We start from the raw sequence: 18,008 nt of genomic DNA, 5'->3' as shown, positions 1-18,008 counted from the left end.
GCATTCGTCCCGCAGCGGTGATCGACGACCAAACAAACCCAGCGGAAAAGCATGCTAGTATCGAGAGCAAGTGACGCCCCAGAGCAGCGGTGAAGCGCCCCCAATAAGGCGAGCCCTCATGCGGATTCGGTGCCTTTTCCAGCACGGTATTTTCGGGGCTTTCCGGAACGACGCTGCTGCCACCCAGTTGGGTGAGATTGCTATAGATGTCTGTCTTGCTCGTCGTCGGCAATCCTTCCGCTTCGGCTAGACGCCCCGTTTGTTCCCCCAGAGCAGAACATGAAGCTGCGGCAGTACACGCGCCTTGAACCACCTGTCACGGGTCACCTTTTCAACCAGCCATTCCATGCGCCTCATCACACCGGCCATGTCGATGAACGCGTCTTCGTTGCCGGGACGCGGCGGCGTGTGATTGCCGGGCTGCAGATAGATGGCCAATTGCGGGTAGCGCGCCGCGGCGTCTTTGCCATAGGCATAGTCATCATCGTCGAAGACAACGAGCTTGAGCGCCATCTGCGGCTTATCCTGCGCCGCCTCTAAGCAGGCGTCGAACGCGGCCCAATCTGTCGTCATTTCGCTTGAGGGTGGCTTGGGGCTGAGCACCAGCACGTCGAGATCCGCGAACCATTGCTTAGGCACCGAGCCTTGGGTTTCCAATGCAAAGCGGTAGCCCTCACCATGCCCGCGGTCGATCAGCGGGCCAAGCGGTTGGATGGCCGGATTGCCGCCCGACAGCGATACCATCACGGGCTGACCGCCGGAAAGCGCAATGACCTTTTGCCAAACCGCGTCGGGAGACATCATCTCCCAATCATGGCGGAAGCGACGGTCCACCGCATGCAGGCTGTCGCACCAGGAACAGCGATAATCGCACCCGCCGGTTCTTACGAACACCGTCGGCAAGCCGATCAGCACGCCTTCGCCCTGAATGGTCGGCCCAAAAATCTCGCTCACCCGGATTCCGGGATGCAACGCGCAAGTCATGGTCGGTATTCCGCCCAGGTTTTCGGCGTCTCGCTCACCCGCACGGCGGAGGTTTCGGGTAGCCGCACCTTGCACCAGTCGTAGAAGTGCCTGGCCAGACATTCCGCTGTGGCATGGTCATGCCCCAGCACGTCGTTAAGATGCCGATGGTCGAACGTCCCATCGATGTAGTGCTTGAACGCCGCCAGACCTTGGTAGTCGCGCACAAAGCCGTGTTCGTCCAGTTCGCCACCTGAAAGCTCCACTACGACGATGTAGTTGTGGCCGTGCAGACGTGCGCACTGATGGTCGGGTGGCAAGGAGGTGAGCTGATGCGAGGCCGAGAAGTGGAACTCTTTGGTAATGCGGAACATCACGCGCTCCTTGTCTGGATAGCGTGGAGCCAGAAGTCCGCGTCCTCATAATCTGTCGGGTCGGCAATGCCGGCCAGATTGAATGCTTCGCGCCGTTCGACGCATGTCCCGCAGCGACCGCAATGACGTGCGCCGCCCTTGTAGCAGGACCACGTCGCCTCGAACGGTGTGGCGTACTTTGCCCCCTCGCTGACGATGTCGGCCTTCGACATATTCACATAGGGAGCGTAAAGGCGGATATCGGCGTAGCCTGCGAGCGCATGGTTCTGCATCGTCTGAAAGGCGTCGATAAAAGCGGGCCGGCAATCGGGATAGATGAAATGATCTCCGCCATGGACGGCAGTGGCCACCGCATCGGCCTTCTGCGCGGCGGCAACCCCGAAGGCGATAGCCAGCATGATGGCGTTCCTGTTCGGCACCACCGTGATCCTCATGGAGTCTTCGGCATAGTGCCCGTCGGGCACGTCCACACTATCAGTCAGCGCCGAGCCGCTCAGGTTCCGGCCAACATCGCGGATATCGACGATCTGGTGCGGAACACCCAGCCGCTTGGCGCAGATGGCGGCAAAGCCGAGTTCCTTTTTGTGCCTCTGGCCGTAATCGAACGAAAGCAGGCCAATGAGTTTCTGCTCGGTCGCCACCTTGTGAGCGAGCGAAACAGAGTCCAATCCGCCGGAGCAGATGACGAGGGCATTCATGGTTTGAATCCTTGTTTTGACCGGGTAAGGCTGCGACCGGAGATTTCTCTGCGTTCCCACTACTCCACGGAGCCGGTTTTGTGAATGGGGTGGACGCGATTGAGCGCACGTACCTTGTTGTCAGCAAGATGACTTTGCACGCGACTTGTCGCGCATCTTCGACCGCTGGGGGGCTGAGTCCGGCGCTGCGTATGTAGGCGTATAGACGATGCAGAAATCACTGCTGTGGCGCAGCAGCATTCCCGACACACCTTCGGCTTGTCCGGTTTGCCCCAGAACTTGTACGTCCCGAGTTTCGGCGACAACGCAAGGGTCGACCGGCAGTCCAGTGAAAGGCTTCTGCCGCGTGCTTTGCCGTTTTCTGGTCTGCGCATAGATCGCCTCGAGCCGCCGCGCCTCGTCATTGGTCAGAGCTGGGAATTCCTTTCCGAGGGCGCGGCTCGATAGGGGCCACCATTCTGGTTAAGGAAACGGAAGAGCAGATCGATCAGCCGCTCGGGCATGTCGATAAAGGCATTCACCTATTGCCGGAATTGATCGTAGCGCTGCAGAAAAGCTGTTTCGTCAGGGAGGTACCGTTCGATCGTCCGCCGAGCGCAGGCAAAAAGAAATTCGGCGTGCGGGGTTGCATCGAAGTGTCAGTAGAAATCCGCGGTGTCATTCAGCACCCGGACGTTGAATTGCGGCGGCGGTTCCCGTTCGACCAATGGCAGAAGGCGCTTCGAATTGCTCTCCAGCACGCGCCTGTACTCGTCGATCTGGTCCAGGATCGCGGCCGAGACGGGAAACACCACTCCCGGCGATTGAAGCGGTGCATGGCAAGGACGTGGTGGATCAGGTAGCGGTGAATGCGGCCGTTTCCGTCCTCGAACGGATGGATGTAGACAAAGCCGAAGGCGAAGATTGCGGCGGCGACGACTGCATCAAGGTTTTGCGCTGGGCTTGATCGAACGCAATTCCAGAAACAACTTTCTGAAGGCGTCGCAAGGCAAGGCATTGTCGGCGCTGATCGTCGCCCCAGCTGATCCAAGCATCGGTTCCTGCTTGGGTCTAGCGCCCTAGGCGACGTCCTAGCGCCCTAGGCGACGCCATGGTCGGCGAGCGCTCTGGCTGACCTTAATCCAAATACCTAAGAATCACACGGTTCCATTGCGCTGATCGAGACGGCCTTCTAGCCCTATCCATGCCATGGATGCATTCCATCCAAACAACCAAGTTTACGGATCTGTCATGATGCTGCATAGCGAAATACCGGCAGGCACCGATCGATCACTCCACTGCCTTGATCATTAGATGAGCGCGCCAAAAGATTCCAATAGAAGGAGAACTGTGGATGTCCCTGTGCCAGTGGATGCCCTGCTGTTCGGCGGAACTCCGAGGGGTCCTTACGCCACACCGTACTAGCCCATTGCAACATGACCCCACCCTGCCTGTCCACTAACAAAGCGAAATCATGAAATTCGGGTCAAGCGGCGTTCGAGGATTGGCTTCGGAATTGGTCGGCAAGGCCAGCGGACTTTATGCCGAAGCTTTCGCTTGGCGTTTGATTTCCAGCCGGGTTCAGCCGAATAGTTCGGTCTTCATAGGCCGCGACCTACGTGACAGCAGTCAGGCGATAGCCGACAATTGCATGGCGGGGTTGGCCGCAAATGGTTTCCAGCCGATCGATTGCGGCACCATACCTACGCCTGCCCTGGCACTATATGCATGCAAACACGGCGCGGCGGCTCTTATGGTCACCGGGTCGCACATTCCAGCCGATCGCAATGGCATCAAATTCTATGGCCCGAATGGTGAAATCAGCAAGGCGGATGAGGCCGCGATTACGCGCTTTGTAGCCGAAAGATCAATTGCGTATTGCTTACCAAGGGCTTGTCTGGGAACGACGTGGCCTATGCACCGTGAAGAAGCGATCGCGTCTTATCGAGAGCGCGCCCATGACATGCTGGAGCCGGGCTCACTTTCCGGCATGAGACTTGGTGTCTATCAGCACAGTTCGGTCGCGGCGGAACTGTTGGTACAGGTTCTTCGATCGCTCGGTGCCAGCGTGGTCGCCGTCGGGAAAACCGGGACCTTCGTACCTGTCGATACCGAAGCCGTGGACGCAGCAACAATCGCAAAATTGAAGAAGTGGGTCCGCGAATTCGGTCTCGATGCCATCGTGTCGACCGATGCGGACGGTGATCGGCCACTCGTCGCTGATGAAAATGGCGATCTTCTTCGCGGCGACCTGGTTGGGCTTGCAACGGCTCTTTTCCTGAAGGCAGACACGATCGTGACGCCAGTGACCTCCAATTCGGGAATTTCGAAGGCCTTTGGTTTCGCGGTCCAGAGGACGAAAGTCGGGTCTCCATTTGTCATTGAAGCAATGGAAGCATCACACGGCGCCGGCGGCGTCATCGTCGGCTTTGAGGCCAATGGTGGTTTTCTGCTGGGCTCGGATTGTGCGGTGAATGGGAAGACATTGACTGCACTGCCGACGCGGGACTCATTCCTCCCGATCCTGGCCGTCCTCGGTACCATGGCGTCGACAAAAAAGAAGCTGTCGCGACTGCGCGGGCTTTGGAATCTTCCTGTGTGCGCCAGTGACCGGCTTCAGAACTTCCCTGCGGAAAGTTCACGCAGATTGATGGATCATCTCGCAAGCCGGAACGCACTGCAGCACTTTCTTGCCTCGTTCGGGACCGTCGCCGAAGTTGACGAAACCGATGGCCTCAGGGCGCGGATGCTTTCAGGTGAGATCATACATCTGCGGCCTTCCGGCAATGCCCCGGAACTGCGCTGCTACTCGGAAGCTTCGACCGAGAGCAGGGCCATGGCGATCGTCGCCTCGACGCTGCAAGGGGCACAGGCATTCGCGCTTACAGACGAGATAGAGGACCTTTGATGAAAGTGGTTCCGGTCATCATCAGCGGTGGAGCTGGTTCGCGGCTCTGGCCCGCCTCAAGGCAATCGCACCCCAAACCTTTCCTCAAGGTGGCGGATGGACTTTCGCTCATCCAGCACACCGTGTTGCGCGCCGCTTCGATGCAGCATGTCGTGGAGCTTGTTACCGTGACGTCCACGGGGCACCTCTTCCTTACGAAAGACGTTTTCGACGAGCTGGATTCCGTTGTTTTGCCACGCACCTTTCTGCTTGAGCCTGAGGGTCGGGATACCGCCGCCGCCGTCGCTGCGGCAACCGTCCATGCCAAGGCAACACAGGGTCCCGATGCTGTTCTGTGTATTTTTCCCGCCGACCATATGATTGGTGATCTGCCCGCATTTCAAACCGCCATGAACCGGGCAATCGAACAGGCGCAGCAGGGGCGTATCGCAACCTTGGGCATAACCCCGGATAGGCCAGACACCGCATTCGGCTACATCGAGGCCGACGGTGAGAAAGTTGTCCGGTTCGTCGAGAAACCGAACGCCGAGACTGCCAAATCTTATGTCGCGTCCAAACGTTTCTTCTGGAACGCCGGCATCTTCTGCTTCAAGGCACAGGTCATGCTCGACGAAATGGCTGCGCATTGCCCGGAGGTGATCGATGCCGTTCTCGATAGCTATGATAACGCTCGCGTCAGCCACGGCGAACATGTTGCCAGCGTCGAACTCTCATCTGAGCACTTCGCCATGGCGCCGCGTATTTCACTCGACCGAGCGGTGATGGAAAAAACCCACAATCTCTCCGTCGTTCCCTGCGAAATGGGGTGGAACGACATTGGATCTTGGAACGCAATGGCCGAACTGGTCGCCGCTGACGGGAGCGGCAACAGGATTCGCGGCGATGTCCACGTGGTCGACACCGTGGGCAGTTACATAAGCTCGGACAGACGCGTCATCGGCACCGTCGGCATCAGCGACCTGGTGATCGTGGATTCCCCAGATGCATTGCTTGTTGCATCCCGTGATCGCGTCCAGGACGTCAAGAAACTCTTCGAGGGCCTCAAGGCTGCGGGACATGAAGCGCATTTGCTTCACAGTACTGTGCACCGGCCCTGGGGCACCTACACGGTTCTGGAGGAAAGCGAGCGCTTCAAGATCAAGCGCATCGAGGTGAAGCCGGGCGGACGCTTGAGCCTGCAGATGCACCATCACCGCTCCGAGCACTGGGTCGTGGTCAGCGGCACTGCGAAAATAGTCAACGGCGACCAGGAGCTACTCCTGACCACTAATCAATCCACCTATATCCCTTGCGGCCACAAACACCGGCTCGAAAACCCCGGCAATATCGGACTGGTGATGATCGAGGTCCAAAGCGGCGAGTATCTCGGCGAAGATGACATCGTGCGGCTTGAGGACGTATACGGTCGAACCTGACAGTCCAACGTCACATGCCCTACGGTGGCTTGCAGACCGAACCTGCGTCGGCATGTGGGCTGTCAGGCGACCGGCTGCTAGGGGAGGCAAACCAGAACAGGTTTTATGAGTACGGCTAGTGAGCGATGTCGAACGACAGGCTGGCCGAATTGTTGAGACGGCAGTTTTCCGGCGAGATTGTCAGACGACACTTGCGCATCCGCTGCAACGGCATGCGCTGCTACAGCCGCTCGAGTTGCGGAAGGTGATCGGCAATATCAGTCGATCAGGTGCGCGATAAGGTTCGTTGCCATGTACGGCAGGCGCGACATGAGCGGCCTGGCACTCTGACGGGGTAGGCCAGCATGCGCCGGGCTGACAGGCGGGGGCCCGGAAGAGAAACGCGGCACCGGCTGACGAAGATAATACGCTCCTGCGCGCCGGTGACGGACCGGGGCCATTAGACGTAGGCGCATCGCTATCGCCATGCCAAGTGAACAATCCTATTCGGGCTGGGCAGATGGACGGTAATTCCAGCTTTCGACGGCGTTGACTTCGTCGATGCAGACCGGCCCCGATGCACCGCAGTCCTCGCATTTCATCACAACGCGCGCCTCGTCCGTCTCATATGGCCTAACCTCGCAGCTTGTGCAGAACGGGCAAGGGATCGCTTTCATCGTGACGAACCTTCCTGATGGCCTCGGGCGGTTTCGCCGAAATCTTTCGTCTAAGCCGCTCGACTTCGCAAGAATTGATCGTTGTGCCGTAGTTCGGCGCCACCATCGGGTAGGGATATTTTGTCCACATGCCCTCGTACCGGCCGGTGTGCCAGTGCAGCTGTTCGCTCGGATTCTCTCGGAACTTTGTGATCCATTCATCGTGCACGGCTTTGGCAAAGTGATGCGCCTCTCGGTCGCGACTTATGCTCGTTCATAATGGCCGCCGGCGCGCCACGTCCCGGATCATTTCCATTTTCTAAGCGGTGTGTGAACCGGATAAATTCCCACTCGCGCTCAAATTCGACAGGCACCCCTGCGTATGTTTCGCTTGGCCTCCTTTGGTCTTTTGTTCCCAAGTTCTTGTGGCTTCCTTGGGACCCATCAACGCGGCTAGCCGGTTCTCTCTATCCACAGATCTGGCCTCTCGTGCGGGCCAAGGTTACATCCGCGTCGCCCAGCATGAGGCCGATCTTCCGCAGAGCGAATCGACTCCGTAGAAATAAGAATTCTGACACCGCCCGCCGCCGTAAGGGTATTGATATACCCGTGGGATTTTGATCCGACCTGGCAGGCGGCGGGTAATCTTCAGAGGTCGACGTCAGGCAGCGTTCGGGATACCCGAGATTTCATCGAAGATACTCTCAGCCACGCCAAGCGCCCGAGCGATCCGATCGCGATAGCCCTTGTCGAAACAATGGCCAGATTCGATCAGCCCGACCTCCTCGACTGTCAGACCGCTGGTCACGGCAATGTCCTCGGTCGAATAGCCAAGATGTTCCCGATATGCCTGAATTACGGGTTTTCCGTTTGAGATTGCGGTAAGCACTGCCTCGGGCAGCGCGAAAGGCGTTGCGGTCATTTTGCCTCCAAATGCAGAGAACGGCCATTCGATAACTCGAAACAAGCGGCGGCCGATGTTGAAATAGGATGCCGAAACAGCCCGAGCCGGCGGCATCCAAAAATGCGATCACTCTCGAACGTGTGAGAGGCGCTGCGCTAATATGGCGGCCGCCGCCGTTTAGATCAAGAACCTTGGCCCGCTTTACGACGATTGCTCCAGTGGCCACAATTCGACGACACAGTTTGCAGCGCCGTCATCACGTTCACATCGATGATTGCGAGGCCCCTTTCAACGCGCGCCGGCTTACCGGCGCGATTGAGGAGCCGCGCGATCTGGCGGTCGGGCACTAGGCGCACCAGCTCGCGGACCAGCGTCAAAGTATCTGCGGGGACTGTCTAGCGATGCTTGCCGGCGGCGTTCATCTTGAGCTGTACCGTGTGGTCCCCTCCCGCCCATGCAGGAGGCCCGGCGCCCATCGGACAAGACGCTGAGGGACCAACATTTCTCTGTTTCAGCCCGACTGTTGGCTGTCAGATTCGCGACACCGGAGTAGGGCTGCGCTTCGCTGCGACTTCGTTCAACCTATTGAATGATGACCAGAAAATCCCCCGGAGGTTCCCTCTGCTAAGTTGGCACGACTTTTGATGCTTCTCGAGAGGCGACAGGAGATACCGACTGGCGTTCATCGTGGGTGACATCGCGCGCAATGCAACGAAGGAAGACAATATGTCAGGTCCGCGTCAGAATCGATTTTATGCAAGGAGGATTGCCGCCTTTAGCGCAAGGCGTTCACGAACCGCATATCAACAATGGCTTCCGTGCAAAACGCAGGGAGATCACTTGTGAAAATCCTATTCACTACGGTGGCTGTCGCGTTGCCGGCCATCGCTTTTGCTGCGCAAACGATCCCCGTATACCTCAGAGAAACGGCACGGGCCACCTTCAAGGCTCTACCGTCCATCACGCCGACAGTCGCCAACAACCCGATCACACCGGAGAAGATAGCCCTAGGCAAGGCAATGTTCTTCGATCCACGCGTCTCGGCGTCGGGCGTCTTGTCGTGCAATTCGTGCCACAACTTGGCCACCGGGGGCGACGACAATCATGAAAGCTCGATCGGCCATGGTTGGCAGAAGGGACCGCGCAACGCGCCGACGGTACTGAACGCTGTCTTCAACATCGCGCAGTTCTGGGATGGTCGTGCTGAAGACCTAAAGGCTCAGGCCAAGGCACCGATCCAAGCCGCTGTCGAAATGGCCAACACACCAGGTCAACTCATCGCCACGCTCAAGTCGATGCCGCAATATGTCGAGTGGTTCAATTCAGCTTTCCCGGGCGAAGCCGATCGCGTCACCTTCGAAAACGTCGCCAGGGCAATCGAAGCCTTTGAGGCGACACTGGTCACACCGGCGCCCTTCGATGCCTTCCTCAACGGCGATGACGCCGCTATGACTTCCGAACAGAAACAGGGCCTGACGCTTTTCATGGACAAAGGCTGCTCGTCCTGCCACGGCGGTATCAACGTGGGTGGGGAGGGCTATTACCCATTCGGCCTCGTTGAAAAGCCCAGCACCGATGTTCTGCCGGAAAACGACAAAGGCCGATTTGCCGTCACCCATGAAGCCGACGATTCCTATGTTTTCCGCGTGGCGCCGTTGCGCAACGTAGCACTCACCGCGCCATACTTTCATTCGGGCAAGGTTTGGGATCTGAAACAGGCCGTCGCCATTATGGGGACCACCCAGCTCGGCCAAGAATTGACGGAAAAAGAAGTCGACCTGCTCGTTGCCTTCCTTAATTCGCTGACCGGAAAAGTACCGGAGGTCGCCTATCCCATCTTACCCGCCGAAACCCCGACAACGCCTCGACCTGTATTGCATATCCCCGCGCAATGATTGGCCGGAACTGGCTAGGGAAGGTCGCAATCAGGAACGATTGCGACCTTCACTGGGACGAGACGATCATGACTTTCCGGCGAGGCCTATCCAACTGGAGAGCGAGGTGGACTTTCATTTCCGAATTCAATTGAAACGCTAAATGAAAACCTGACCGTCGACGCCCACATGCGTCACGACAGCATGACCGCCTTGCCGGCCAGTCGATCAGACGCTCCGACTAGCCGACTGTGTCGTGATATGTCGCTGCATGCACCCCCCGCCTTAGATTCGCTGCCAAGCTCGCAACCACCTGATCGAGCCATCACGGACAATATTCCGCGCGGCGTTGGCGTGCGCCCAGCAGAAACCGGATGCCTTCAGATCCACCCCTTCAAAACGTGCTCGATGGCGTTGCGACGCGCGAGCAGCTGTTCCAGCTCTGCAAACGCACCGATATGAAAACAAAGCTGCGACCAGCCAGCGACGTGGCTCGAGCATTTGTCAATGTACACCGCAAGTGCCGCTTGCTCTCGGGCTATCTCATCCATATAGCTCGGCGCAACCGAGGAAGCGCCAGTTGTTCAGTCTTCATCAGCCGCGACCTCCTGTGCAATTCGTTCTAACAAGGAAGAAACTATGAGGCGGCAGACCCGACCGTTCACTGTGGAGGTCAAACAAAAGCGCAATTATCAAAAACGGGGCCATTCCATCTGGGGCGATGTCGATCTCTCCGCAGCTATAGCCGACACAACAAGGGAGCTCAAAGACATGGATCTGCCAAATCGTCGGCTGATTGACTCTAATGTCATAGCCCTTGATGCTGAACACGCGCACAAACCGCGAGCGGAGTATCTCATGGCAAATCCCCTAGACGCTGAATCAGTAGAAACTGCAACCGAACACGCTCCCAAAGGAAGGACGCCTGAAACGAAGAAGAAAACCCCACCGTCGCGGAAGGCAAAGACTGAGCCCGGTCCCAAGAATGGCGCCAATACGGCGTCCCCGGCGAAGGAAGCAACAGCAACAGCAGCGGCCGTGCGGAGCGCCCGGAAGGTCTACTCCGGAGAAGAGCGCGCCCAGAAGCTCGCTCAGGTCGAGACGTCGATCAGCGGCGGCACCACTCTCAAGAGTGCCGTAAAGCAGGCCGGTATATCGGAACAGACCTATTATCACTGGAAGAGGGCCGCGGCGCCTAGATCCGATGGCGACGATCTGAAGGACCTGGTCGCCCTCGAGAAAGAAAACAAGCGATTGAAGAGCCTGCTCGCGGAACGCCTGCGCACAGAGAACGCGGAACTGAAGAGGAAGCTAGGGCTGCAATAAGGCTTCAGAAGATGCCGCCATTCGACCAGACGGATCGTAGAACTGTGATCGAAGGCTCGCCGGCTGTCGGATGGACGGAAATTTCGCGCACCAGCACCCTGATGTGCGGGTGGATGGCACCGGGCTTGTGGATTTTCCGCGAGGTGGGCAGTTCGGCCTGCCTATTTTACAAGGTTTTCGTGCATCGGACCTCGCAAAGCGCCCGTACGTTCTACGCCAGTATGAACTGATCAGGCTCAATGGGTCACTGCGCCGCGAAAGCCAGCAATATCTCAGGCCCTTGCCGGGACTCTCCTAGTGAATGCGTCAAATCGAGCGGGCGATTGGCCATCTTGTTAAGCGCATTCGGCTCGCGGCGGTCATCGGCGGCCGGTCGAACCCGAGGGACGCTCGCGCATGTGTCGGCGACAAACCAAGCTCCGGAAACAATGGGCGGATTAAGGGGACCGCCGTGCCGTCGGACTAATGATCAATCCAGCGCGGCGAATTCCTTATTGCGAGCACGGCTCGACAGGTGGCGAGCACGCCCCTGTGCTCGTTGATCTGGTCCAGTATCGCGGCCGAGACAGGAAAACCACTCCTGGCGGATTACATGGCAAGCACGTGGTGAATCAGGTAGCGGTGAATACGGCCGAAGGCGAGGATGGCGGCGGCGATGACGGCATCAAGGTTTACGCTGGGCCTTGATCGAAGGCCACCATTCCATGATGGCCGCGGCGGATTGTCAGCGCGATGTCAATGGGACGCGGATGCTGCGGGATTATAACCCACCCATGCACAGGTACTTCATTTCGAGATAATCCTCGAGGCCGTGGCGCGACCCTTCACGACCAATCCCTGATTGCTTCATTCCGCCAAAGGGTGCGGCCTCGGAGGACATGCGTCCCGTATTGATGCCGACCATTCCGTATTCGAGGGCTTCAGCCACGCGCCACACACGCTTTAGATTGGAAGCGTAGAAGTAGGCTGCAAGACCGTAAATCGTGTCATTCGCCTCGCGCACCACCTGGTCGGGATTGTTGAAGCGGATTATGGGAGCCAGCGGTCCGAAGGTTTCTTCCTGAGCAACCCGCATTGTCCTTTCGACGTCGGTGATCACCGTGGGCTCAAAGAAGGTTCCCGATTCGCCGATACGGTTGCCACCGCAACGGATCTTCCCACCCTGCCGCACAGCATCGCGAATATGATCTTCAATCTTTGCAAGCGCGCACTTATCGATCAGGGGACCGATCGAAACTTCTGGCTCGAAACCGTCACCGACGCGCAATGCACTGACGCGCTTGGTGAATTTGTCGCAGAATTCATCATACACGCTGGACTGTACGTAAAGCCGATTGGCTGAAACGCAGGTCTGGCCGGCATTCCGAAACTTTGCCTGTACCGCACCATCGACGGCAGCGTCTACGTCTGCATCATCAAAAACAATGAAAGGAGCGTTACCACCAAGTTCGAAGCTGGTTCTTTTGATCTGGTCCGAACACGCCCTCATGAGCAGCCGCCCTACCGCGGTCGACCCCGTGAAGCTAATCTTGCGGACCTTCGGGTTCGAGCAAAGTTCACGCCCAACCGCATCGCCTTCCGATGCGTAGATCAAGTTTAGAACGCCATCGGGAAAACCTGCCATCCGGGCAAGCGTGAACATAGCACCCGCGACAAGCGGTGTTTGCTCCGCGGGTTTCAGAACAATCGCGCAGCCGGCGGCAAGCGCCGGCGAAATCTTGCGAGCCACCATCGAGGCGGGAAAATTCCAAGGAGTAATGGCACCGACAACACCGATCGGCTGTTTGATTACCAGCATACGCCTGTCGTTAGAAGGCGGCGAAATCGTCTCGCCATAGATGCGATTGGCCTCCTCGGCATACCATTGGAGGTAGGCTGCAGCATGGGCGATTTCAGACTTCGCCTCTGCAAGCGGCTTACCCATTTCGGCCGTCAAAATGGCTGCAAGATCCTCGCTGTGGTCGAGGATCAGTTGGTGCCATTCCCATAAGATGTCGGAGCGTTCGCGCGCGGTGAGCGCCGCCCAATGTTCCTGCGCAGCTTCGGCCTTGTCGATTGCCAAGGAAACGTCCCGGACATCCATATCTGGAAGCTCAGCCAACAGCTCGCCTGTTGAGGGATTGAACACCGAAAAGCGCCTCGTGGCTTGCTCCGCATTCCGACCAGGCACACCGGCCAGATCGTCAAATAGCTCGGGATTTTTGAGACGTCTCGTCAGCGACTGTGTCACGGTCAAACCGTGGTCCCCCTTCATGGCTAAGTTACTAGCTGCGCTAATGTACTAATAAGCACACCTTGTGCCGGACGATCGGACGAGATCGACCGGCCCTCCGTCTTTGCAAAAGCAGCTTCCTGATTAGCCGAGAGCAATGACAGCCTCAATCTCGATTCGCGCTTCGGAAAGCTTTCACTTCATGACAGGCACACGCGGGACGGGCTCGTGAAGAGCATCGCGAACCCCTTTTGCGGTGCTGTCACGTTATTTGAGGTACGGGCGCGCAAGTTCCCGCTGTGGTTTTTCAGGCAAGCCGATAAGCAACGGCCCCTGTCGCGTCCGCTCTCGTTTTCGGTACGGAAGGTGGGAATTCTCTGCTCGGTTGTTCAATCCTTCGTGCGATCGGTGTTCCACGTTCGGCATGACCTGGCGTCTTGCCGCCCCGTAGGAGCGCAATTTGTCGGTGATCCGCTTTGGCGCGATGCCCTGGTTCTTCAGAAGCCGCATCAGCAAGCGCCTGGCAGCCTTGGTGTTGCGGCGCGTCTGGACGATCTCGTCGAGCACATAGCCCTCTTGATCGACTGCTCGCCACAGCCAGCATTTCTGACCGTTGATGCCGCACCACGACTTCATCGAGATGCCATATATCGTCCTTCGCCGGCGCCTTCCCACGTAAACGACGCGCATAGTTGGGTCCATGCTCTAATAAGGAGTTTTCGATTTCCATCATCAACTCCAGTTCCCGAGTTGCATCCTTGCCGGGACGCTGCGCGGATGAGGTCGCTCCCATGCATGCGGTCCTACGGAACCGCGAACACCAGTTCGACCCCACCCGTTCCAACGCAAACATGCGGCGATCCTTGCAATCGACCTCGGAGAGAACCCTGAGCCCGGCAGGCGCTGCACCAACGAGGAGAGAAGGAGCCTATTGACGAAGGCGATTAGAGAACTTCCTGAGACACGATCTCCGTTCGCAACGCTGCTGGCTATGCAACCTCTGCTGCACCGCCTCAACACTGGCGCATAGCTGGTCGTTTTGCGCAAACCACTTCGTCTACTGGGCTTCTCCAACCATTTGGGAGATGGATGGGTCTATCCAAAAAACTAATTTTAACTCTCTGTGAAAGCAGCATAGCACATCCCTGCCGTGCGCCGTGATTTCTGCGCGGATATCGGTCCGGATGCCGACTCGAGTTTAGGGCTGCGCCGGAGAGGCATAACATTGGTCTCGCCCTCGTGACGAAGGCACTGCGTTGATGAGAGCCCCTCATTTTGAAGGATTCGCAGGAGCAAAGAAATGCACATTCTCGATATTAACCAAATGACCCAGATCTTCGTGTATTCGCTTGAGATGGTTGTAATCTTCGCAACGTTATGCGCCGCGCTGGAGCTAACCTTTCCGGCTTATCGATACAGTTTTGCTTCATACGCTCGCGGCGTGCGAAATTATATTATTCGCCTCGGATGTGGTGCCTTTATGTGGCACTTCTACGCTGTGAGCGTGGGCTGGTTAGGGATAAAGCCGCTTGTAACGATCAATTTCGGTACGTTGCTTCACTCTGACAACGCAATCATTAATAATGGATTGGCCGTCCTTTCAGGCGTTTTGGTCGCGATTGCCGGCGACTTCTTCTACTACTGGATGCACCGCGCTCAGCATGCTGTTCCATTCCTCTGGCGCATGCACGCTACTCACCACTCGATCCGCGAATTGACGGCATGGAATTGCCATCATCACATTTCCGAGCCACTCGTTGCCGCAGGGTTGGTGTCACTACCACTCACGCTGTTCCACTTCGAATCTGGCGTAGTGCCTTTTGTTGCCATGACGCTGATTACTTTTCAGGTCCATCTTTCACACTCTAGCACCCGCATCAATCTTGGGCCGCTTCGATATATCATTGGCGACAACAAGTTCCACCGCATTCACCACTCGTTGGAACCCCATCACCAGCGCCGAAACTACGGGTTCTTTACAACTATCTGGGACACGATTTTTGCAACGGCATACTGGCCAAAAAAGAACGAGTGGCCGGAAGTTGGCCTCCGAGACCAATCCGAGCCGCTCACCGTGCGCGATTTCGTTATGTTTCCATTTGATCGACGTCGCTGGCGTAGAGCTAAAGTCGGAAGTGGTGAAAAGGCTGGGAATTAAACGAACGCAGCTTTACGCTTCTAATCCGATTGTCGAGGTCGGAACCCGTCAACTGGACCTAGAAGGGGACGGATCCTTGGCGCTGGCCTTATCGGAGACGTAGGATCTGGAACTACCACAGGTGGGCAATGCGCGGACGACTGGCCTGCCACGGGTAGTTTCCCCCACCTGAGGAGTCCGGCCTCGATTGAAGGACGGACTGATGAAGAGAAAGCGGTTTACGGAAGAGAGCAGATCATCGCGGTTCTGCGTGAGCATGAGGCGGGAGCAAAGGCGGGCGACCTGGCGCGCAAGCATGGGATCTCCGAGGCGACGCTGTATAACTGGAAGGCGAAGTATGACGGGATGGACGTCTCCGATGCCAAACGGCTGAAAGCCTTGGAAGACGAGAACGCAAAGCTGAAGCGCGAGCCCCAAACCTTTTCCGACCGGCTCCATTCCAAAAAAAGGGGGCGGCATTGCTGCCGCCCTTCGAGATTGGTGAGAGGCGCGGACCTTAGAAATCCATGCCGCCCATGCCGCCCATGCCGCCCATGCCGCCGCCGCCCATGCCGCCCATGCCGCCGCCGCCCATGCCGCCAGTCATGCCGCCGCCAGCCGACTCCTTCTTCGGAGCCTCGGCGATCATGGCTTCGGTGGTGACCAGCAGGCCGGCGACCGAGGCCGCGTCCTGGAGAGCCGTGCGCACGACCTTGACCGGATCGATGATGCCCATGGCGATCATGTCGCCATATTCGCCGGTCTGGGCGTTGAAACCGAAGGTCGCGCCCTTGTTCTCGAGGATCTTCCCGGCAACGATCGAGGCTTCTGCACCGGCGTTGGCCGCGATCTGGCGGGCCGGAGCCTGCAGCGCACGACGCACGATGTTGATGCCGGCGGCCTGGTCGGAGTTGACGCCGACAGCGTTGATGGTCAGCGACGCGCGCAGCAGGGCAACGCCGCCGCCGGCAACGATGCCTTCTTCCACGGCCGCGCGGGTCGCGTTGAGGGCGTCATCGACGCGGTCCTTCTTTTCCTTGACTTCGACTTCCGTCGCGCCGCCGACGCGGATGACGGCAACGCCGCCCGCGAGCTTGGCGAGACGCTCCTGCAGCTTCTCCTTGTCGTAGTCCGAGGTGGTCTCCTCGATCTGCTGCTTGATCTGGGCGACGCGGCCCTGGATCTCTTCCTTCTTGCCGGCGCCGTCGACGATGGTGGTGTTTTCCTTGGAGATCGACACCTTCTTGGCGCGGCCGAGCATGTTGAGGCCGACGTTCTCGAGCTTGATGCCGAGGTCTTCCGAGATGACCTGGCCACCAGTGAGGATGGCGATGTCTTCCAGCATGGCCTTGCGGCGATCACCGAAGCCCGGCGCCTTGACGGCGGCGATCTTCAGGCCGCCACGCAGCTTGTTGACGACCAGCGTGGCCAGGGCCTCGCCTTCGACGTCTTCCGAGATGATGAGCAGCGGCTTCGAGGTCTGCACGACGGCTTCGAGAACCGGCAGCATGGCCTGGAGGTTGGAGAGCTTCTTCTCGTGGAGCAGGATGTAGGCGTCCTCGAGATCGGCAACCATCTTGTCGGCGTTGGTGACGAAGTAGGGCGAGAGATAGCCGCGATCGAACTGCATGCCTTCGACGACTTCGAGTTCGGTCTCGGCGGTCTTGGCTTCCTCGACCGTGATGACGCCTTCGTTGCCGACCTTCTGCATCGCTTCCGCGATCATGGCGCCGACCGACTCGTCGCCGTTGCCGGCGATCGTGCCGACCTGGGCAACCTCTTCCGAGGTCTTGATCTTCTTGGCGTTCTTGATCAGCGTTGCGACGACGTCGGTGACGGCGAGGTCGATGCCGCGCTTCAGGTCCATCGGGTTCATGCCGGCGGCAACCGCCTTGTGGCCTTCCTGGACGATCGACTGCGCCAGAACGGTCGCGGTCGTGGTGCCGTCGCCGGCAATGTCGTTGGTCTTCGAAGCAACTTCGCGGACCATCTGTGCGCCCATGTTTTCGAACTTGTCTTCGAGCTCGATTTCCTTGGCGACGGTGACGCCGTCCTTGGTGATGCGCGGGGCGCCGAACGACTTGTCGATGACGACGTTGCGGCCCTTGGGGCCGAGCGTGACCTTCACCGCGTCGGCGAGGATGTTGACACCACGCAGCATGCGCTCGCGGGCATCACGGGAGAATTTTACGTCTTTGGCAGCCATTTTGTACTCCTGGGCATTTCGCCCGAAATTCAGATTGGATGGTACGGATGAAAGGCGGCGGCGTGTTAGCCGATGATGCCCATGATGTCGGCTTCCTTCATGATCAGAAGGTCTTCGCCATTGAGCTTGACTTCGGTGCCCGACCACTTGCCGAAGAGGATGCGGTCGCCAGCCTTGACGTCCAGCGGGACCAGCTTGCCAGCTTCGTCACGAGCGCCGGAGCCGACAGCGATGATCTCGCCTTCCTGCGGCTTTTCCTTTGCCGTATCCGGGATGATGATCCCGCCGGCGGTCTTGGATTCGGATTCGACCCGGCGAACGACCACGCGGTCATGAAGCGGGCGGAACTTCGACTTTGCCATTTTTTCTTCCTCGAT

15 protein-coding genes and 3 pseudogenes are annotated in these 18,008 nt (G+C 58.2%); 7 read left to right on the top strand and 11 right to left on the bottom strand.

Annotated features, from left to right (window positions below; translation table 11 throughout):
* Window positions 1-246: 246 nt before the first annotated feature.
* From queE to HGP13_RS38395, 5 genes and pseudogenes are all read right to left on the bottom strand, one after another.
* Window positions 247-984, bottom strand: coding sequence for a 7-carboxy-7-deazaguanine synthase QueE (queE, locus tag HGP13_RS35145; protein WP_172234984.1), 738 nt, complete (start codon window positions 982-984; stop codon window positions 247-249).
* Window positions 981-1,337 (bottom strand): 6-carboxytetrahydropterin synthase QueD, encoded by a 357-nt coding sequence (gene queD / locus HGP13_RS35140; protein WP_172234438.1) that lies wholly within the window; start codon window positions 1,335-1,337, stop codon window positions 981-983. Before queD ends, queE begins: the two co-directional genes overlap by 4 nt.
* Window positions 1,337-2,035, bottom strand: coding sequence for a 7-cyano-7-deazaguanine synthase QueC (gene queC / locus HGP13_RS35135; RefSeq protein WP_143974696.1), 699 nt, complete (start codon window positions 2,033-2,035; stop codon window positions 1,337-1,339). The genes queD and queC overlap by 1 nt, the downstream gene beginning before the upstream one ends.
* Before the next feature lie 638 nt (window positions 2,036-2,673).
* Complete coding sequence (locus HGP13_RS38400) at window positions 2,674-2,826, bottom strand: hypothetical protein (protein ID WP_246707503.1); 153 nt, start codon at window positions 2,824-2,826, stop codon at window positions 2,674-2,676.
* An 84-nt stretch (window positions 2,827-2,910) separates the two neighbouring features.
* A pseudogene (locus HGP13_RS38395) lies at window positions 2,911-3,032 on the bottom strand (hypothetical protein); the annotation flags it as partial.
* Window positions 3,033-3,488: 456 nt separating this feature from the next.
* Between HGP13_RS38395 and HGP13_RS35125 the strand changes: the two are divergent.
* A complete protein-coding gene (locus HGP13_RS35125; RefSeq protein WP_172234436.1) occupies window positions 3,489-4,922 on the top strand; it encodes a phosphomannomutase in 1,434 nt (477 codons plus the stop codon).
* A complete protein-coding gene (locus HGP13_RS35120; RefSeq protein ID WP_172234434.1) occupies window positions 4,922-6,337 on the top strand; it encodes a mannose-1-phosphate guanylyltransferase/mannose-6-phosphate isomerase in 1,416 nt (471 codons plus the stop codon). The genes HGP13_RS35125 and HGP13_RS35120 overlap by 1 nt, the downstream gene beginning before the upstream one ends.
* Before the next feature lie 1,296 nt (window positions 6,338-7,633).
* Here the strand turns inward: HGP13_RS35120 and HGP13_RS35110 are convergent.
* Both HGP13_RS35110 and HGP13_RS35105 read right to left on the bottom strand, forming a co-directional pair.
* Entirely contained in the window at window positions 7,634-7,990 is a 357-nt protein-coding gene (locus tag HGP13_RS35110) for a helix-turn-helix transcriptional regulator (protein ID WP_032918242.1), read from the bottom strand.
* Between the two features lie 68 nt (window positions 7,991-8,058).
* Window positions 8,059-8,253: a hypothetical protein gene (locus HGP13_RS35105; RefSeq protein WP_133117243.1), complete on the bottom strand. Its 195-nt coding sequence runs from the start codon at window positions 8,251-8,253 to the stop codon at window positions 8,059-8,061.
* Window positions 8,254-8,685: 432 nt separating this feature from the next.
* Here HGP13_RS35105 and HGP13_RS35100 point away from each other — a divergent pair, with 432 nt between their 5' ends.
* From HGP13_RS35100 to HGP13_RS35090, 3 genes are all read left to right on the top strand, one after another.
* Window positions 8,686-9,771, top strand: a complete 1,086-nt coding sequence (locus tag HGP13_RS35100) for a cytochrome-c peroxidase (protein WP_097576033.1) — start codon at window positions 8,686-8,688, stop codon at window positions 9,769-9,771.
* A 618-nt stretch (window positions 9,772-10,389) separates the two neighbouring features.
* Window positions 10,390-11,076, top strand: coding sequence for a transposase (locus HGP13_RS35095; protein ID WP_246707234.1), 687 nt, complete (start codon window positions 10,390-10,392; stop codon window positions 11,074-11,076).
* A 465-nt stretch (window positions 11,077-11,541) separates the two neighbouring features.
* Window positions 11,542-11,763: a hypothetical protein gene (locus HGP13_RS35090; protein WP_133117242.1), complete on the top strand. Its 222-nt coding sequence runs from the start codon at window positions 11,542-11,544 to the stop codon at window positions 11,761-11,763.
* A 73-nt stretch (window positions 11,764-11,836) separates the two neighbouring features.
* Here HGP13_RS35090 and HGP13_RS35085 read toward each other — a convergent pair whose 3' ends face one another.
* On the bottom strand, window positions 11,837-13,330 hold the full coding sequence (locus tag HGP13_RS35085; RefSeq protein ID WP_051355484.1) for an NAD-dependent succinate-semialdehyde dehydrogenase: 1,494 nt from the start codon (window positions 13,328-13,330) through the stop codon (window positions 11,837-11,839).
* 300 nt (window positions 13,331-13,630) lie between these two features.
* Window positions 13,631-13,979 (bottom strand): annotated as a pseudogene (locus tag HGP13_RS35080) (DDE-type integrase/transposase/recombinase); the annotation flags it as partial.
* Window positions 13,980-14,588: 609 nt separating this feature from the next.
* On the opposite strand from HGP13_RS35080, the gene HGP13_RS35075 reads away from it, so the two are divergent.
* Entirely contained in the window at window positions 14,589-15,446 is an 858-nt protein-coding gene (locus tag HGP13_RS35075) for a sterol desaturase family protein (RefSeq protein ID WP_097576030.1), read from the top strand.
* 202 nt (window positions 15,447-15,648) lie between these two features.
* Window positions 15,649-15,854, top strand: a pseudogene (locus HGP13_RS35070) (transposase); the annotation flags it as partial.
* 88 nt (window positions 15,855-15,942) lie between these two features.
* Here the strand turns inward: HGP13_RS35070 and groL are convergent.
* Together groL and groES are read right to left on the bottom strand one after the other, a co-directional pair.
* Window positions 15,943-17,631: a chaperonin GroEL gene (gene groL / locus HGP13_RS35065; protein WP_172234432.1), complete on the bottom strand. Its 1,689-nt coding sequence runs from the start codon at window positions 17,629-17,631 to the stop codon at window positions 15,943-15,945.
* 65 nt (window positions 17,632-17,696) lie between these two features.
* Window positions 17,697-17,993 carry a co-chaperone GroES gene (gene groES / locus HGP13_RS35060; protein WP_006333965.1) on the bottom strand — a complete coding sequence of 99 codons (297 nt, stop codon included), beginning with the start codon at window positions 17,991-17,993 and terminating at the stop codon, window positions 17,697-17,699.
* Window positions 17,994-18,008 lie beyond the last annotated feature (15 nt).

Origin of the sequence: Mesorhizobium sp. NZP2077 (assembly GCF_013170805.1) — a bacterium.
Classification (GTDB): domain Bacteria; phylum Pseudomonadota; class Alphaproteobacteria; order Rhizobiales; family Rhizobiaceae; genus Mesorhizobium.
This window is presented reverse-complemented; position numbering and strand designations above follow the sequence as displayed.

Coding starts and splice junctions, on each gene's coding strand:
- HGP13_RS35100 (WP_097576033.1), top strand. CDS start 8,686: ATGGCTTCCGTGCAAAACGCAGGGAGATCACTTGTGAAAATCCTATTC.
- HGP13_RS35075 (WP_097576030.1), top strand. CDS start 14,589: ATGCACATTCTCGATATTAACCAAATGACCCAGATCTTCGTGTATTCG.
- queE (WP_172234984.1), bottom strand. CDS start 984: ATGACTTGCGCGTTGCATCCCGGAATCCGGGTGAGCGAGATTTTTGGG.
- HGP13_RS35110 (WP_032918242.1), bottom strand. CDS start 7,990: ATGCCGCCGGCTCGGGCTGTTTCGGCATCCTATTTCAACATCGGCCGC.
- HGP13_RS35085 (WP_051355484.1), bottom strand. CDS start 13,330: ATGAAGGGGGACCACGGTTTGACCGTGACACAGTCGCTGACGAGACGT.
- HGP13_RS35125 (WP_172234436.1), top strand. CDS start 3,489: ATGAAATTCGGGTCAAGCGGCGTTCGAGGATTGGCTTCGGAATTGGTC.
- queC (WP_143974696.1), bottom strand. CDS start 2,035: ATGAATGCCCTCGTCATCTGCTCCGGCGGATTGGACTCTGTTTCGCTC.
- HGP13_RS35090 (WP_133117242.1), top strand. CDS start 11,542: ATGATCAATCCAGCGCGGCGAATTCCTTATTGCGAGCACGGCTCGACA.
- queD (WP_172234438.1), bottom strand. CDS start 1,337: ATGTTCCGCATTACCAAAGAGTTCCACTTCTCGGCCTCGCATCAGCTC.
- groES (WP_006333965.1), bottom strand. CDS start 17,993: ATGGCAAAGTCGAAGTTCCGCCCGCTTCATGACCGCGTGGTCGTTCGC.
- HGP13_RS35095 (WP_246707234.1), top strand. CDS start 10,390: ATGAGGCGGCAGACCCGACCGTTCACTGTGGAGGTCAAACAAAAGCGC.
- groL (WP_172234432.1), bottom strand. CDS start 17,631: ATGGCTGCCAAAGACGTAAAATTCTCCCGTGATGCCCGCGAGCGCATG.
- HGP13_RS35120 (WP_172234434.1), top strand. CDS start 4,922: ATGAAAGTGGTTCCGGTCATCATCAGCGGTGGAGCTGGTTCGCGGCTC.